Genomic DNA, 17,410 nt, shown 5'->3' with positions numbered 1-17,410 from the left:
AACGCCCAGCTCGCCGGCACAAACCAACCCCGCTTCCGGCGCACCCGCGCCAAGCACAGCGAGCCAACCTCCAGAATCTTCCACCCCCGATCCAGTGAAAGCGACCGCCCCGGCAGCCACTCCGGCGCCGGCCGCTGGGCTCGCCAGCTTGAGCGATGTTTTGGAGGCTGCGATTCTCCCCAAGGCCACCACACCCCCGGCCGAATCATTCGCACCGACACGGGTGGAAAGCACCAAGGAGCCCCACCGACAGCCTGCAGCGCCTTCGCCCGAGGTTAAGCCGAGGCCAGAAGCGAAATCCCGAACCGTTGCGGCGCCTGTGGCTCCGATTGCTGCAACTCCAGCGACAAAGGCCGAGCCCAAACCCGCCGGCGCGCCGGAAGCAAGTTCGCACGCAGCATCTGCCCCCATCGCAACCAAACCCTCACCGGCCAGAACAGCACCCGTCTCTGAAGAACAAATCATCCGCGAAGTTCCGGAGTTGAAATTGCCGGAGGAAAAGGCGGAAGATGCCGCACCGGTGGCCGAAGCTCCCGCTCCGCCGAAGCCATCCACTCCGCCCATGTTCGTGATGATGATTTCACCCGAACTCGCGCCCGTCGCGAAGGTCGGCGGCTTGGGCGACGTGGTCTACGGTCTCGCCCGCGAACTCGAATTGCGCGGCAACGCCGTCGAGATCATTCTGCCGAAATACAACCACATGCGTTATGACCACGTCTGGGGTCTGACCAAAACGTATGAGAATCTCCCGGTGCCGTGGTATGGCGGCGTCATCAACACGAGCGTGTGGTTCGGGTTCGTCCACGGGCGGAAGTGTTTCTTCATCGAGCCGCACTCGGCGGACAACTTCTTCAATCGCGGCGTCTATTACGGCCACAACGACGACGTGCTGCGCTTCGCGTTCTTCTGCCGCGCCGCGCTCGAATTCATGCTCAAGACGGGCAAGCAACCGGATGTCATCCACTGCCACGACTGGCAGACGGCGCTGGTGCCGGTTTTGCTCTGGGAGATGTATCAACATCTGGGCATGCGGCACCCGCGGGTGTGCTTCACGATCCACAACTTCCGCCACCAGGGCACGACGGGCGAACACATCCTGCGCGCCACGGGGCTGAACCGGCCTGAATACTTCTTCCATTACGACCGCCTGCGCGACAACCACAATCATCATGCGCTCAACCTGATGAAGGGCGGCATCGTTTACTCGAACTTTGTCACGACGGTGTCGCCCCGGCACGCGTGGGAGGCCAAGGACGGCGGGCAGGGCTTCGGCCTCGAACCGACGCTGCACATTCATCAATGCAAATACGGCGGTGTGCTAAACGGGCTCGACTACGAGCAGTTCAATCCGGAAACGGACAAGCACATCCCGGCGCATTACAACGCGCAGAGCATCGAGCAGAAATACGCGAACAAGCGCGCGTTGCGGCAGCGCTTCTGGCTCGCGGACAATGAAAAGCCGATCGTCGCGTTCATCGGGCGGCTCGACCAGCAGAAGGGTTTGGAACTCGTCCGCCACGCGATTTTCCATTCGCTGAACAATCGCGCGCAGTTCGTCTTGCTCGGCAACAGCCCAGAGCACGGCATCAACGATCATTTCCTCGGGTTGAAGCGGCATTTGAACGACAGCCCGGATTGCCACCTCGAAATTGGCTACCACGAAGAACTGGCGCGGCTCATCTACGCCGGCGCAGACATGATGATCGTGCCGAGCCGCTACGAGCCGTGCGGCCTGACACAGCTCATCGCGATGCGCTACGGCACGGTGCCGATCGTGCGCGCCGTCGGCGGCCTGGTGGACACGGTGTTCGACAAGGATCATTCGCACCGTCCATTGCATGAGCGCAACGGCTACGTGTTCGACCATGCGGACAACGCCGGCATGGAGTCCGGGCTGAACCGCGCCATCGCGTGCTATTATCAGTATCCCGAACACTTCCGGCATCTGATGCTGAACGCGATGCGGTCGGATTTTTCATGGAACCATCCGGGCCAGCATTACCTGAACATTTACGATTACATCCGGGCGAAGTGAACGGGGCAACCCACCCCCAACCCCTCTGAGGAGGGGAGCCGGAATTCGGATGCGCCGCTTGTTCGCCTCCGCGGAGGGGTTGGGAGTGGGTCCGGAGAGTTGCAGGAAGCGGTGGAAATTGTTTGCACCGGGCTGAAGCACGATTGAACCAAATACGAACATCATGATCGCGACACGCAAAGAACTGGAGCAGTTTTTGAAGGGCCAGACGGGCCAGCCGCACGCGCTGCTCGGCATGCACCCGATCACGCACAACGGCCAGCGCGGCCTCGTCGTGCGCGCCTTCGTGCAGGACGCAACGTCATGCGCGGTCGTGGACGAGCGCGGCCAAACGGAAAAGCGTTACCCGATGGAGAAGCTCGACCCGCTCGGATTCTTCGAGGTGTTCATCACCGACCAGACCGAATTCTTCCGCTACCGCCTGCGCGTCGAGAAGGGCAGCGGCGACATCCGGCAATTCTTCGATCCCTACAGCTTTCTGCCGACGCTCAGCGAACAGGATCTCTATCTGTTCAACGAAGGCACGGAACATCGCGTGTATCAGAAGCTCGGCGCGCATGTCCGCACCGTGGATGGCGTGAAGGGCGTCTCCTTCGCCGTTTGGGCACCGAATGCCGCACGCGTATCGGTCGTCGGCGACTTCTGCCAGTGGGACGGGCGCTATTTCCCAATGCGTGCGCTCGGCAATTCCGGCGTCTGGGAGATTTTCATCCCCGGCCTGCAAGCCGGCGTGCTCTACAAATACGAGATCGTCCCGCGCAAGGGTGCGATGCGGCTCAAGACCGATCCCTACGGCTCCTATTTCGAGAGCCCGCCGAACAACGCGTCCGTCGTGTGGAACGTGGAGGATTACCAATGGAACGACGCGGCGTGGCTGGAGAAGCGCGCCCAGACCGATTGGTTCAAAGAGCCCATGCTCGTTTATGAAGTGCATCTCGGCTCCTGGCGGCGCAATCCCGACGACGGCAATCGCCCGCTCAATTATCGCGAACTCGCGCGCGAACTCGTCGCCTACGTCAAGGAAATGGGCTTCACGCACGTCGAGTTCATGCCGCTCTCGGAGTATCCGTTCGACGGCTCGTGGGGTTATCAAGTCACCGGCTTCTATGCGCCGACGCATCGTTACGGCACGCCGCAGGACTTCATGTTCCTCGTGGACACGCTGCATCAGAACGGCATCGGCGTCATCCTCGACTGGGTGCCCGCGCATTTCCCGAAAGACTTCTTCGCGCTCGCGCACTTCGACGGCACGCATCTATACGAGCATCAGGACCCGCGCCAGGGCGAGCATCAGGACTGGGGCACGCTCATCTTCAATTACAGCCGGCCCGAGGTGCGTTGCTTCCTGCTCGGCAGCGCGATGACGTGGCTGGACCGCTATCACATCGACGGCCTGCGCGTGGACGCCGTCGCCTCGATGCTTTACCTCGATTACTCGCGCAAGCCCGGCCAGTGGATTCCCAACAAATACGGCGGGCGCGAGAACCTGGAGGCGATTGACTTCCTCCGTTACGCGAACACCACCGTGCATCAATACTTCCCCGGCGTGATGATGATCGCCGAGGAATCCACCGCGTGGGGCGGCGTGACCAAGCCCGCGAAGGAAAACGGCCTTGGCTTCGACCTCAAGTGGAACATGGGCTGGATGCACGACACGCTGGAGTATTTCAAAAAGGATCCCATCTACCGGAAATTCCACCACAACCAGCTCACGTTCGGGATGATTTACCAGAACACCGAGAAGTTCATGATGACCTTCTCGCACGACGAAGTGGTGCACGGGAAGCAATCCCTGCTCTTCAAGATGGGCGCATTTCACATTCCGGACAAAGCGAAGCAACTCCGGGCGCTCTACGCCTGGATGTGGGGCTGGCCGGGCAAGAAAACGCTCTTCATGGGCAGCGAATTCGCGCAGTCCGGCGAATGGGCCTACGACAAGAGCCTCGACTGGCATCTGCTGCAATACATGGACCACGAAGGCGTGCGCCTGCTCGTCGCGGACTTGAATCGCTTCTACACCGAACACACGTTCCTGCCCGCGTCGGACTACGACGCCCAGAGCTTCCAGTGGGTGAACAACAACGACGGCAACAACAGCGTCATCAGCTTCGTGCGCCACGGCACCAAGCCCGAGGAAATCCTGCTCGTGGTGGCGAACATGACGCCGGTGCCGCGCCCGCATTACCGCGTCGGCGTGCCGAAGGATGGCCTGTGGGTCGAGGTGTTGAACACAAACTCCAAACGCTACGGCGGCAGCGGCGAAGGCCATCTTGAGCCGGTGAAATCACAGCCCATCAAATGGGACGGCCGTCCGAACGCAGTGGATCTGACGTTGCCCGGGATGACGGTGATGTTTTTCCTGTTCAAGCCGGCACCGGTGGAGAAGGCGGAGGCAGCGGTGAAGAAATAATTGGCGTTGCTGGAGAAGAAGTCTGGCGAAGGTGTGAATCTAGATGCAAGCGTCCACCAACAACCTCAATCAAGGCAAGGCACCAGAAACCATCTTTGGTCAATGGATTGGAAAGTTTGAGGGTAAATCGTCACAAGACGGATCGTTTGCATTTCCCGGCTTTGCGACGTTCAATATCGAGCGAGATCGGCCCCAGAGCGGATTTGCCTGTATTGATCAAGGGCAGCAAATCCACGGGAGCCGGAAAGATTTCACTCTGCAAATCGGAGCAGGCAATCGAATCACAGGGCAGTCAGCTTCCACCATAGTTTTCGATTGGAGGAAAAACGAAACCATCTCCGTGGAGGAGTCTGTGCGCAGACAGGAAGGCAAGGTTTTTTATTTCGAAGAAATCACAATCGACGAAGGGTTTATTGACGCCACAACCCTGACTTGTAGCTGGCATGGGAAATATAGAGGTCAGTCGATACCGGGCACGTTCAATGCGACACGACTGAAGCAAAGCGAACCTAGCCAACCCGACAAGATTCAATCATGGGAAGAGTTTAAGCGGTTCGCCGCAGAGTTAATCAAAGGGCGCGGTAAATATATTTTCCGAGGCCAAGCTTCAAGCAATCACCGGCTTAAGACCTCGTTTCACCGCGAGAATCGGTATGATTTACTGCGATACAATGAGGAGGATTGTAAACGATTGGAGCAGCACATAAATGCAACTAGCTTTCGCCAATACAACCGAAGCAACCCGGCAGACTTCGGTGCGCTTCTCAGTTTAGCGCAGCACCACGGGTTCCCGACTCCGCTCCTTGATTGGTCATGGTCGCCGTATGTGGCCGCATATTTTGCCCTGTCGAGCCGCCTTAAAACCGAACCAGCAAGCGACAATCATCGCATCTATGTTTTGGACGCAACGGCTTGGAAGAACGATACGGCTCAAGCGTTACATTTCGCCGACCCGCGACCCGTAATCACAGTTGAAGAGTTTCCGGCTCACAACAACCCCAGACACCTGCCACAGCAGTCTGTGCATGCCTTCAGTAACGTCGAAGACATTGAGGGATGGATTAGATTTAGGGAACGAATTAACAAGAGGCAGTATTTAACAATCATCGACATACCAAGATTGGAGCGAGAGTTTGCAATGCGAGACCTTGCCTACATGGGCGTCACCGCTGCATCGCTCTTCCCCGGTCTTGACGGAGTGTGCCGGTCGTTGAAGGAACAATTTTTCCCATGAGCATTCTGGGCTGCTTACTTTGCCGATAACCCATGCGCAAAATCTTCCACGCCCTCACGCTGAACCTGCGCGCAGGAGCGCCGACATGTTGTCGGCTTAAACCTCATGACCACCATCCCGCGTGCGATGCAAACTAAGCGGGACAAAACTCAAGGCATTCCCGCCCAAAGCCGGTCACAGGCCGGCGCTCCCAAGTGTTCGCAGCTTTCACGACCCCCTTACAATCCCGGCCTGCAACAGCTAGTCACCGGCAAGCAGTCGTGGGCAGTCCCACTTGATGAGGATGCCAAAGCAAAAGGATTCTTAGGCTGGCATCAACGCAGCTATCTGCCTCATTACGATGCGCCCGGCATCACACAAATCATCACCTTACGCCTCGCCGATTCTTTGCCAGCAAGCCGTCGTCGGGAATGGGAGCATTTGCTGCAAATCGAGAATCTTCGCGAGCGGCGGCGAAAACTGGAGGAGTATCTGGATCGCAGCCTTGGTGATTGCTGGTTACGCCAGCCCGCCATCGCCAGCCTGGCGGAGGGTGCGTTGCGCCATTTTGATGGTCAACGTTACGCACTGGCCGCTTGGGTCATCATGCCGAATCACCTGCATGCGCTCGTGGATGTTTGGGACACGCCGCTGTCGGAGTTGATCAAGAGTTGGAAGGCCTTTGTCGCTCATGAAGCGAACAAGCTGCTCGGACGCCGCGGCGAATTCTGGGAACGCGAGTATCTCGACACTGTGATCGAGAATAATGCACACCACCGAACGGCGGTGAGTTACATCGAAAACAATCCCGCGAAAGCCGGGCTCGTGCGTGAAGCGAAGGAATGGCCCTGGAGTAGCGCGCGGTTTCGCGATGAGCTTGGACGGTTGAAATACCCGGTAGCGCGAAGCCGCTCAAAGAGTGGCGCCCCGCAAGGAGATGGAGCGCCGACTTGTAGTCGGCTTAGACCGTGGCGAAACAAATGACTCCCGCCTTCGACCAAATGCGTGCGCTCAAAGGCAGTTTGAATCCCCTAAGCCGGTCACAGACCGGCGCTCCTGCCGATTTGCACGCCGCCGCAGCCCCAGTGCGTTCTAACTTCACCTCATCATGCGCAAAATCTTCCACGCCCTCACGCTGAACCTGCATCAGCCTCCGGGCAATTTGCAGTGGCTGCTCGACAACAACGAGTGGGAGGCCAAGGAAATCCTCTGGGCGCTCGACCGCATGCCGCGCGCGTTATGGGGCTACGAAGACGTCGCGCGCGTCCACCTCGCCATGTCCGGCACGCTGCTGGAGACATTGATTGATCCGACATTTCAGGAACGCGTTTTCGGCATCGTCAAATGCGGCGACCTGCTCTGGCATCTCCAGAACCGGCAGCTTTTCGATGTCCTCGGCACGGGTTATTATCATCCCGTGCTCGCGTTGATTCCCGCGGCGGACCGCGAGGAACAGCTCAAACGCTGGCGGGGCATCGCCGAGCACGTTTTCTGGCGGAAAGATTTCCACGGCTTCTGGCCGTCCGAGATGGGCTTCTGCATGGAGCTCATCCCGCTGCTCAAGCGCATGGGCTACCGCTACGTGATGGTGGACAGCCACCACGTCGAGCCCGTCGGCGAGATGCGTTGGGAGGAACTGCGCTACCGTCCCCACATCGCGCGTTACGGCGGCGAGGAAATCATTGTCGTCGTGCGCGACCGTGAGCTTTCCGACGCGCAGCTTTCCGGCATGGACGCGGGCTGGTTCATGCACGAGCTGCACGAGCGCACGAAGTTCTGTGACTTCCCACCGCTCGTCCTCACCGCCACCGACGGCGACAACGGCGGCTGGTTCCGCAACACGAGCGAGAAGGGAAATTTCTGGCATGTCTGCTACCGCGAGCTGCTCGACCGTGTTCGCGCCGGCCAGACCGAGGTGCAACCCACGTTCATCCACGATTACCTTGACCAATACGGCGCGCACGGCGAAGTGACCGTGCGCACCGGCGCGTGGAATACCGGCTGGCATCACGGGGTGGATTTTCTCCAGTGGACCGGCTCGCAGCTGCAGAAAGACGCGCTGCAACGCCTCCACGATTTCAGCGCGAATTTGCACGCGACCGAAGCCCGGGCGAAGGAACTCAAGCTCGAATCCCATGCGTTCACGCACGCGCTTGAACAGGCCCGCTGGCGTCTGCTCCGCGCCGAGACGAGCTGCAACCTCTTCTGGGGCGAAGCCTGGGTCTATCGCCTCCACGAGGATCTGGACGGCGCCGCGCCGCACCTGCAAATGGCCAAGGGAGAACTGCCGAAAGAATCGGCGGAAACAGGAAAGCCGACGGAAGGAAGGGCAGACAATTCTCAGCCCGCCCCGAATGACGTCAGGCCAGCGCGCGACGGCTGACTCCCGCCGGCCACCCGGATCGCAGGGCAGCCGCGTGCGGATTAAATCTCCGGCTCCAGCGGTGGATGGAATTTGTATTTCTTGCCCAACGCGAGCGAGGTGTTCAATGACTTTACGCCGCCGGTGCAGGTTGGCTCGGCAAGACACGCGGCGGCCACGCAGACGCCCGCCTCGAGGCAACGCTTTGTTTCCCAGCCTTCGTGAACCCCGAGCAGGAAGCCGGCGCAGAAAGCGTCGCCCGCGCCCGCCATGCCCGCGATGGCCTTGGGTGGCAGTTTCACCGACGGATGCCAGACATCGTCGCCGCGGCGCGTGCGGGTGAAGGCGCCCTCGGGAAAATGCAGCACGACCAGTTCGCGCACGCCTTGTTGCAGGAGCGCGCCGGCCGCGTGTCGCAACGTGACGGTGTCGAGCTTGCCGTCCGGCTCGCGCACCTTGAACCCGGTGATCTTGCCGGCCTCATGTTCGTTGATGATGAGGTAATCCGTGAATTTGAGTGCCGGCCCGACAATTTTCGCAAAGCGGTCGCTCTCCTCGCTCACCACGTCCACGCTGGTCTTCATTCCGGCGGCGACGGCCGCGGCGAGCAGTTTGGCGGCCTTGGTGCCAAACTTTGCATCGGGCGCATCGAGCGCATCCAGCAGGAGCAGGTAGCCCAAGTGAAAGTGCCGTGCCTTGTGGCTGGCAAAATTCAGATCGTCGCCCGTCCACAACGCATTGGCACCGCGCGAGTGGAAGAACGTGCGCCGACCGCTCCCCTGCTCCGTCATCACGTCGGTAAACGAGGTGGCCGCCTTGGGCGTCGTGCCGAGATGTTTGGTGTCGATCTTGTGCCGCTTGCAGTCGGCGAGGATGTCCGCACCGGCGGCGTCCTTGCCCAGCAGCCCGGCGGCATACAACGGAAACGGCGCGGCGCTTTGGGCCAGATTCAGCAGCACGTTATATGGTGCCCCGCCGCTGCCGCGGTGCTGGGCGATGATGTTGGCGAGGCGTTCCGGCGGTGGATAGGTGTCGATGAGTTTGACCTGGTCAATGATCCAGTTACCGCCGGCGAGCAGACCGTGCCGTTTGGTTGAAGGCTTGGTTTTCATGAAAACCCTTTCCGGGAATGCTACAAAGTGAACGCGCATTGGGCCACAGATGGCAAGTGATTTCTCCCGCGGCACCCACCGAAGCCGCCGCCCCGGCGGCCGCAAACGCCTCAAAAACGGCCAAAAGGCCAAGAAATGCTTTTCAACGGCGGGGCATTTCCGCAATGCTTTTGCCAATGCCAGACAATCCGCAATCCGGTGAGAGAATCTTTCATGGCATTGCAGTCTCCCCCGGCGTATGCCAGGGAAGAGTGATCGTTCTGGGCAAGGCCCACGCCGCGACGGCCCGGCAGCAGATTCCCGACAGCCAGGTGCCGCAGGAGGTTCACCGCTTCAAACAGGCGCTGGTCCAGACCCGGCAGCAGATTCTGGACGTGCAGCGGCGCCTGACGGAAAAAATGGGCACCGAACACGCCGGCATCTTCGAGGCCCACCTGCTCGTGCTCGATGATCCCGAAGTCAACAACGAGGTCCTGAATCTCATCCAGAATGAGAAGGCGAACGCGGATTACGCCTACCAGACGATTGCCGAACGTTACGCCGCCTCGCTCGCCGCCGTGGACGACGAGTATCTGCGCGAACGCGCGGCCGACATGCGGGACATTGCCGCGCGCGTGCTGAACAACCTCCTCGGCAACGGCGACGAGGGCGACCTGCGGCACCTGCTGAAGGAACCGTGCATCGTAGTCGCGCATGATCTCGCCCCCTCGCAGACGGCGCAGATGGAGCGCGACAAGGTGCTCGGGTTTGCCACGGACGTGGGCAGCCGCACGTCGCACACGGCCATCATGGCCCGCTCGATGCGAATCCCCGCCGTGGTCGGCTTCAAGAGCATCACCGCAACGCTGGAGACCGGCGATTACGTGCTGCTGGACGGTGTCAACGGGTTGATCATCGTCAATCCGACCGACCAGACACTCTTTGAGTATGGCCAGATTGCGCGGCGCCAGAAATCGCTGCAGGAGCGGTTGCGCGACAACCTGCGCAAGCCGGCGGTCACGCTCGACGGACATCTGGTCACGCTTTCCGGCAACATTGAAAACCCGGATGACTCGGCCGCCATTCTGGAAAGCGGCGCCGAGGGCGTCGGCCTGTTCCGCACCGAATATCTTTTCATCAACAAGGAGCAGCCGCCGTCGGAGCAGGAACAATACGAGTCCTACCAGGCGGTGGCCGCGGCGCTCAAGCCGGCCCCGGTTGTCATTCGCACCCTGGATCTGGGCGGCGACAAATTCCATTCCCACACCGACGTGCCGGACGAGATGAACCCGTTCCTCGGCTGGCGGGCGATCCGCTTTTGCCTCGAGGAAAAGGATGTGTTCCGCGCCCAGCTCCGCGCCATCCTCCGGGCCGGCGCGCACGGCAACATCAAAATGATGTATCCGATGGTGTCCGGTCTGGACGAACTGACGCAGGCGAATGCGCTGCTCGAAGAGTGCAAGGCCCAGTTGCGCGCCGAAAAGCTGCCGTTCGATGACCAGCTGGAAATTGGCATCATGGTCGAAACCCCGTCGGCCGCCGTCATCGCGGACACGCTGGCGCGCCGGGTGAAATTCTTCAGCCTCGGCACCAACGACCTCATCCAATATTCGCTGGCCGTGGACCGGACCAACGAGAAGATCGCGCACCTTTACGAGCCGACCCATCCGGCCATCGTGCGGCTGATCAAGCTGACCGTGGACGCCGCGCATCAAGCCGGGATCTGGACGGGTGTCTGCGGCGAAATGGCCGGCGATCCCGTGCTCGTGCCTTTGCTGCTCGGGCTGGGCGTCGATGAATTGAGCGCCGCGCCGCCCACGGTGCCTCAGATCAAGTTCCTCATCCGCCGGCTCAAGATCAGCGAGGCGCGCGAGCTTGCCGCATTTGCCCTGCAATGCGAATCCGCCGCGGAAATCCTGCGCCGCTGCCAGGCGCTCGCCCACCAGTCGGCGCCGGAGCTTTTCCTCGAATGAGCCGGCGTCCCGGCAGTGAACCGGCGGCGCATTTTCCGCTTTGATGCGCTCGGATGAACGGCCTAAGCTGAAGCCGATGAAAAACTCTGGCAAGGCCCGCAAGGCCGCGTGGCGCATGATCCTCTGGACCTTTGTGGTCCTCGCGGCCATGGTGCTGATGGGCATTCTCGCGATCCTGATCGCGCCGATTTTCACCATCGTCTCCTGCGGCCTCTTTCTGGTCTGGGTGCCGTTCGTCCTGTTCACGCTTTATTTCTTTCGCGATCCGGAGCCCCGGGTGCCCGGCGGGCCCGGCCTGGTGGTTTCCCCCGGACACGGCAAGGTGGATGTCATCGACACCGTTCACGAACCGCGCTTCATGGACGGCGAGTGCCGGCGCATTTCCATTTTTCTCTCCGTCTTCAATGTCCATGTGCAAAACGCGCCCGTCAGCGGCAAGGTCACGTTTTTCAAATACACGGAGGGCAAGTTTCTGAACGCCCTGAAGACCGAATCCGCGGAACACAACGAAAACGTGCTGATTGGCATCACCGCCACCGACCCCAGCGGCGAAAAAGTGGGCGTGCGCCTGATCGCCGGCCTCATCGCCCGCCGGCTGGTGCCGTGGATTGACACGGACGACGAGGTGGAACGCGGCCAGCGCATCAGCCTCATCCAGTTTGGCTCGCGCGTGGACGTGTATCTGCCGATGTCGGCCAAAATCAAGGTCAAGCTCGGGGACCGCGCGGTGGGCGGGGAAACCGTGCTGGCCGTCCTGGAATAACCTCATGGCCTCTCCTGCTCCGGCTCCCGAGGACGTTGAAAGCAGCGCCCGGCTGAAGATTTATTTTCTGCCGAACCTGATGACGGCGGGCAACCTCTTCTGCGGTTTCCTCGCCCTGACCCGCATTGTGGAGGCCAACCTCAGTTCGCCCGATTTCAACACCGCCATCCGTCATGCCCTGTTCTACATCCTGCTGGCCTGCATTTTCGACCTGCTGGACGGCCGTGTGGCGCGCATGGGTGGCGCGGAAAGTCCGTTCGGACGGGAGTTCGATTCGCTGGCGGACATTGTTTCATTCGGCGTCGCGCCGGCCTTCCTGGTGCATCGCATCGTGCTGAAGCCGGTGTTTGCCGATCACCCTGAAATCGCGTGGTTCATCGCCTCGGCCTACGTGATCTGCGGGGCGTTCCGGCTCGCGCGGTTCAACTGCATGGCCGCCATGTCCGGCTCGGGCGGCAGCAAGCATTTCCTCGGCTTCCCGATTCCCGCCGCCGCCGGACTGGTGGCGTCGTTGACGCTTCTGCTGTTGTGGTGGGACGAAAAGCAGTTCCGCGAAGTCGCGCACAGCCCATGGCGGTTTGCCCTGCCCGTGATCATGGTGTTTCTCTCGGCCATGATGGTCAGCGAGGTCAAATACCCGAGTTTCAAATCGCTCGACTTCCGCGCCAAACGGAGCTTCTTCAAAATGCTGATCATCGTCATCAGCATCGGCTTCTTCGTCATCACGTGGAAACGGGTGCTGCCGATTCTGGCGCCCGCCGTGTTCGTCACCTACCTCCTCTACGGGTTCGTCCGGCCCTGGATTCCCCGCCGCGCCCAGCACGCCATCGAGGAGGAAGATGAGGAAGAGGAACCGGAACCTCCCGCCCCCCGCCGCTGATCATGGATGAACTGCATCCCACGATTTTGGCCGGCCTGACCGGCTTCATCAGCGGATTGGTGCTGTGCATCCCCGTCGGGCCGGTGAACCTCACCATCATGAACGAGGGCGCCCGCCGGGGGTTCAAGTGGGCGGCCATGATCGGTCTGGGCGCAACCCTGATGGAGGTCATCTACTGTTTCTTTGCGTTCACCGGATTTGCCTCGTTTTTTGAACGCGGCATCGTCAAGGCGGCGATGGAGTTGTGCAGCTTTGTATTCATGCTCGCCATCGGGCTGAAATTCATGCTGGCCAAAACCGTGGAGGCGCCCCTGCACATCAACAAGCGAGCGGACGCCCTCGAACAGCGGCTCGAAGAAAAATTTCACCCGCACTCGGCCTTCATGATTGGCTTCGTCAACGTGCTGGGCAATCCCGGCGTGCTGCTGGGCTGGATCATTCTGGCCGCGAACTTCATTTCCCGCGAGTGGGTCACCCCCGACTGGCAGGGCAAGCTCGCGTGCATCGGCGGTGTGGCGTTGAGCATTGGCGGCTGGTTTACGGGCCTCAGCTGGCTCTGCGCCAAGGGCCGCGGCCGGTTGCGGCCGCAAAGCCTCCTGCGCATGGAACGCATCTCCGGCCTCATCCTCCTCGTCATCGCGCTTGCCCACGGCGGACACATCGTCTGGCAGATGGCCCGGCACAAGGGCTGACCGCCGGAGCCTGCCGCTCAGGCAAAACGCAGGTAAATGCACTTCAAATACTGCGCCTCCGCAAACGTCGCGGCGTGATCGGGTGCGTGGCCCGTCGTCGCCAATTCCTCAAATCGCCAGCCGGCCAACCGCGCCGCGGCCCGCACGGCGCCAAAAAATTCCCCGGCGCTGACGTGCGCGGAGCACGAGGCCGCGACCAGCACGCCGCGCGGCCGCAACAACCGGATGCCATTGGCCGCCAGTTTGCCGTAGGCCTGAATGGCCCCCGCGCGTTCGGCTTCACGCTTCGCGAGGGACGGCGGATCGAGAATCACCACGTCGAACCGGGCCGGCGGCGCCTGCTCGACCCACTGGAAGGCATCCGCCTGAACGGCGGTGTGCCGGCAGCGCGCAACTCGCGGATCCCCCTGGTTCAATTGAAAATTCCGCGCCGCCGCCGCCAGGGCGTGCGGGCTGATGTCGAGGTCCGTCACGGAAGTCGCGCCGCCGCGCGCGGCGTAGAGTGAAAAGCCGCCCGAAAAACTGAAGGCATTCAGCACATCCGCGCCCGCCGCGAAGGTTTCCACGCGGCGCCGGTTCTCGCGTTGATCGAGAAAGAAGCCTGTTTTTTGCCCTCGCACCACATCGGCTTCAAAACGCAGACCGCTTTCCTGGAAAATCACCGCGCCGGCCACGGGTGGGCCGTGCAGGACCTGTCCGTCGTGTGCGCCCTGTTGTGCCGCTGTCATCTGAATGTTGCGGCTCAATCGCAACACGAGCCGGACCGGCGAAAGCGAGGCCAGCAACCACGCCTGCACCTCGGCCAGGCGCGGCAGCCACGCCGCCGTGTAAAGCTTCATCACCAAGGTCGTGTCATAGCGGTCCAGCACCAGGCCGGGCCAGCCGTCACTTTCGCCGTTGATGAGCCGCAAGCCGTTGGTTTGGGCGTCGGCCAGGCCGACCCGGCGCGCGAGGGCGGCCTGCAAATGTTGCTGCCACCACGCGGCGTCGAGGGTCAGCGGCCTGCCCACATGCAGCACACGAACGCGCAAGGGCGACCCGGAATCGAACAACCCCACCGCCAGAAATTTGTCCTTCCGGTCGTAAATCACCGCCAGTTCGCCGGTCTGCCCGGCGCGGTTTTGGGCGCGGATGCTGTCCGCATACACCCACGGATGTCCACCGCGCACGGCCGTTTCGGCGGCCGCGGTGATGGTCAGCTTCAAGCGCGGCCGGGCGGGCGTGGAAAGCTTTGGCGCGGCGTTCATGACTGGCTGGAATTGAATTTGGCGGTCAGGCCGGTCTGCCATTTGCGCAGAACGCCGACGAACACGGCATCGGCCCGTCGATTGAATACGCCGACCACGGACTCACCCCGCACCAGTGCGAGGCGAAAGGACCAAACCAACAGGAACACGGAAATCAGCCGGTTCTGCCAGCCATCCAACGGCCACTGTCCGCGCCAAATCCACATTGGGTCGTTGGCAAAGGGTCCAAAGTAATAGATCGGCCATAAATCCTGCGGCGACGGACCGCGTGATCCCAACCAGTCACAAAGCAGGTGCAGGTGAAACACCAGCAACGCCAACAGCCATACCCGGCCGCGGCGACGCGCCAGCGCCGCCGCCACCAGCGCGATGGCCAAACCGCCCGCCAGACCGTGCAGGAGAAAATGATGATACGTCTGGTAATAACGAAACGATTCGCCGTGCGTGAGGGCGTTGTGAGCCACGTCGTAAAACAATCCCAGCCCGTCCAGATCCGCCGCCAGACCGGCGAGCGTCACGAGCCGGCAGTCGCGCGGATTGTCGGTCGTTTTCGCGGCGACAATCCAACTGGCCAGCAAATGGGTGATCGGTGCCATGCTCTCAAGCATTTCCGCCCAGCTGGCGCAGGAACAGCCCCATGCCGGCGGCGAAGCCGGAGTCCTCCGTCGCGCCGTCATTATGATCGCCCGTCAGTTCCCAAAACAACTTCGGTTCGTTGGCTGCCGCAAAATTCTGTTCGGCGTGATGAAAGCGGATCAGCCGGTCGCCACGGCTGTGCATGACGAGCACCGGCACGTGGATGCGGGGCAGCTTGCGCCGGGTGTCGTAGCGAATGCGACCCAAAAGACGCACCGGCAGGAACGGATACAGTTCCGCACCCACATCGGGCAGGCTGGTGAAGGTGCTTTGCAGGACCAAGCCCGCCAACGTTTCGCGGCACGCGAGCTCGGCGGCAACGCCGCCGCCCAGTGATTCGCCCAGCGCCAGGATGTCCGCCGGGGCAAAGCCTTTTTGCTGCAACCAATGATGGGCGGCCTGGGCGTCAAGGTAGGTGCCCGCTTCATCCGGCTTCCCTTCGCTCCGCCCGTAGCCCCGGTAGTCGAACACAAAAACGCCGACGCCCAGTTCAAGCAGGAGGCGGCAAAGCTCCAGCCGATGGCTGATGTTGCCGCCGTTGCCGTGACACACGAGCACGACGAGCTGCCGCGCGCCTCGAACATTTGCCGGAAAAAACCAACCGTGCAGCTTCACGCCGTCACTCGCGGCAAAAGTCACATCCTCCCAATCGCGCCCCAGCGCCGTGCCGTGGGCGACGAGCGCCCGGCTCGGGTGATACGTCAGTGAATGTTCAAACCAGCGCAACAGCATGCTTCAATCGGCGTCCGCCGGCGGGCGTTCCAGGACAACGCAACCCGGCGGCGAGATTCGATTTTTTCACGGTCGTTCCGGAACCGCAAGGCGCCGGCGTGAGGCCGCGCGTTTTGACCGGTCGAAAGGAAAGAACAAACGCCCGTGCGAAGCCAAACCCGCTCACGCTTATGAATCACTTTGCCTATCAAGCCGTGGATGCCGCGGGGCACCCCTTCCGCGGCACCCTGATGGTGGCCAGCCAGAGCGAGGCGTTGCAGCGCCTGCGCGACATGGGGCTCTTCCCCGTCAAACTGGCGCAACGCGAACCGCCCGCCGCTCCGGCCGCGCCGCGCAGGGCCGAACGCCGCCCCACGCTCGTCCGCTTGACCCGGGTGAGCATTCCGCTGCCCTTCAACAGGGTAAAGGCCCGGACGCTGGCCTCGTTCACCCGTCAACTGGCGACCTTGATCGATGCGGGCATGCCGCTGCTGCGCGGATTGCGGATTCTGGAACAACAGGAAACGCATCCCCGCCTCCGACGCGTGCTGACCGAGATTGGCGCCGCCATCGAAGGCGGCGGCTCGCTGACGGAGGCCATCGCGGCGCACCCGCAAATTTTCAACGCGTTGTATGTCAATCTCGTCCGGGCCGGCGAAGTGGGTGGCGCCCTGGAAGTAACGTTACGGCGCCTGGCCGAGTTCCTGGAGAAGGCGCAGAAGATCAAAGGTAAGATCAAAGCGGCCCTGTTTTATCCGGTGTCCGTCATGATCGTGGCGGCGGGCATTCTGGTCTTGATGATGGTCTTCATCGTGCCGCGTTTTCAGGAGGTTTTTGCCGGACTGCTCGGCGGCGCCCCAATGCCCGCCTTTACCCAGTTTGTCATGCAACTGAGTGATCTGTTCCGGCACCAGGCGCCGCTCGTTGGCCTGTTCCTGCTGGGGCTGGTGACCGCCATGGCGCTGGGTGTTCGCACCCGGTGGGGCCGCTGGAGTTTCGATCGCTTGAAACTGGCGGCGCCAATCCTCGGTCCGGTCTTCCGGAAATCAGCCATTTCCCGGCTCACGCGGACGTTGGGAACCTTGTTGAGCAGCGGCGTGCCGGTGTTGCAGGCCCTGACAATCGTGAAGGAGACGGCCGGCAACGTCGTGGTGGGCCGGCTGGTGCAGCAAATTCACGCGAGCGTGAAACAAGGAGATACGGTGACGGCCCCGCTGCGTCAGTCCCGCGTTTTTACGCCTGTCCAGGTGGGCATGGTGGATGTGGGAGAACAAACCGGCGCGCTCCCCGACATGCTGCTGAAGATTGCCGACCAGTGCGATGACGACGTGGATAACGCCGTGAGCGCCATGACTTCCCTCCTTGAACCCATCTTGATTGTGTTCCTGGCCGTCATT

14 protein-coding genes are annotated in these 17,410 nt (G+C 61.6%); 10 read left to right on the top strand and 4 right to left on the bottom strand.

Annotated features, from left to right (window positions below):
* Positions 1-487 precede the first annotated feature (487 nt).
* The 5 genes from VFV96_11915 (at position 488) to VFV96_11895 (ending at position 8,041) form a co-directional block, all read left to right on the top strand.
* Entirely contained in the window at positions 488-2,035 is a 1,548-nt protein-coding gene (locus VFV96_11915; GenBank protein HEU5071101.1) for a glycogen synthase, read from the top strand.
* A gap of 163 nt (positions 2,036-2,198) precedes the next feature.
* Complete coding sequence (gene glgB / locus VFV96_11910; protein ID HEU5071100.1) at positions 2,199-4,445, top strand: 1,4-alpha-glucan branching protein GlgB; 2,247 nt, start codon at positions 2,199-2,201, stop codon at positions 4,443-4,445.
* Positions 4,446-4,488: 43 nt separating this feature from the next.
* Positions 4,489-5,679, top strand: coding sequence for an FRG domain-containing protein (locus VFV96_11905; GenBank protein ID HEU5071099.1), 1,191 nt, complete (start codon positions 4,489-4,491; stop codon positions 5,677-5,679).
* A 105-nt stretch (positions 5,680-5,784) separates the two neighbouring features.
* Positions 5,785-6,642 carry a transposase gene (locus tag VFV96_11900; GenBank protein ID HEU5071098.1) on the top strand — a complete coding sequence of 286 codons (858 nt, stop codon included), beginning with the start codon at positions 5,785-5,787 and terminating at the stop codon, positions 6,640-6,642.
* Positions 6,643-6,766: 124 nt separating this feature from the next.
* Complete coding sequence (locus VFV96_11895; GenBank protein ID HEU5071097.1) at positions 6,767-8,041, top strand: glycoside hydrolase family 57; 1,275 nt, start codon at positions 6,767-6,769, stop codon at positions 8,039-8,041.
* Positions 8,042-8,082: 41 nt separating this feature from the next.
* Here VFV96_11895 and VFV96_11890 read toward each other — a convergent pair whose 3' ends face one another.
* On the bottom strand, positions 8,083-9,132 hold the full coding sequence (locus tag VFV96_11890; protein ID HEU5071096.1) for a carbohydrate kinase family protein: 1,050 nt from the start codon (positions 9,130-9,132) through the stop codon (positions 8,083-8,085).
* Positions 9,133-9,296: 164 nt separating this feature from the next.
* Here VFV96_11890 and ptsP point away from each other — a divergent pair, with 164 nt between their 5' ends.
* From ptsP to VFV96_11870, 4 genes are all read left to right on the top strand, one after another.
* Entirely contained in the window at positions 9,297-11,084 is a 1,788-nt protein-coding gene (gene ptsP / locus VFV96_11885) for a phosphoenolpyruvate--protein phosphotransferase (GenBank protein ID HEU5071095.1), read from the top strand.
* A gap of 76 nt (positions 11,085-11,160) precedes the next feature.
* Positions 11,161-11,847 carry a phosphatidylserine decarboxylase gene (locus VFV96_11880; GenBank protein HEU5071094.1) on the top strand — a complete coding sequence of 229 codons (687 nt, stop codon included), beginning with the start codon at positions 11,161-11,163 and terminating at the stop codon, positions 11,845-11,847.
* 4 nt (positions 11,848-11,851) lie between these two features.
* Positions 11,852-12,727 (top strand): CDP-diacylglycerol--serine O-phosphatidyltransferase, encoded by an 876-nt coding sequence (gene pssA / locus VFV96_11875; GenBank protein HEU5071093.1) that lies wholly within the window; start codon positions 11,852-11,854, stop codon positions 12,725-12,727.
* Positions 12,728-12,729: 2 nt separating this feature from the next.
* Positions 12,730-13,419, top strand: coding sequence for a LysE family transporter (locus VFV96_11870; GenBank protein HEU5071092.1), 690 nt, complete (start codon positions 12,730-12,732; stop codon positions 13,417-13,419).
* Between the two features lie 17 nt (positions 13,420-13,436).
* Here the strand turns inward: VFV96_11870 and VFV96_11865 are convergent, their stop codons facing one another.
* Genes VFV96_11865 through VFV96_11855 form a run of 3 tightly spaced genes read right to left on the bottom strand, consistent with a single transcriptional unit; the run spans position 13,437 to position 16,034 of the window.
* Positions 13,437-14,666 (bottom strand): class I SAM-dependent methyltransferase, encoded by a 1,230-nt coding sequence (locus VFV96_11865; GenBank protein ID HEU5071091.1) that lies wholly within the window; start codon positions 14,664-14,666, stop codon positions 13,437-13,439.
* Entirely contained in the window at positions 14,663-15,262 is a 600-nt protein-coding gene (locus VFV96_11860; GenBank protein HEU5071090.1) for a metal-dependent hydrolase, read from the bottom strand. Before VFV96_11860 ends, VFV96_11865 begins: the two co-directional genes overlap by 4 nt.
* 4 nt (positions 15,263-15,266) lie before the next feature.
* The gene (locus VFV96_11855) at positions 15,267-16,034 is read right to left on the bottom strand and encodes an alpha/beta hydrolase (GenBank protein HEU5071089.1); all 768 of its coding nucleotides are present in this window, start codon (positions 16,032-16,034) and stop codon (positions 15,267-15,269) included.
* Between the two features lie 170 nt (positions 16,035-16,204).
* On the opposite strand from VFV96_11855, the gene VFV96_11850 reads away from it, so the two are divergent.
* A partial coding sequence (locus VFV96_11850) for a type II secretion system F family protein (GenBank protein HEU5071088.1) occupies positions 16,205-17,410 on the top strand: 1,206 nt, incomplete at its 3' end.

This window comes from Verrucomicrobiia bacterium (assembly GCA_035765895.1).
Lineage (GTDB): Bacteria > Verrucomicrobiota > Verrucomicrobiia > Limisphaerales > DSYF01 > DSYF01.
The sequence above is the reverse complement of the archived record's forward strand: the minus strand, read 5'-3'. Positions and strand labels throughout refer to the sequence as shown.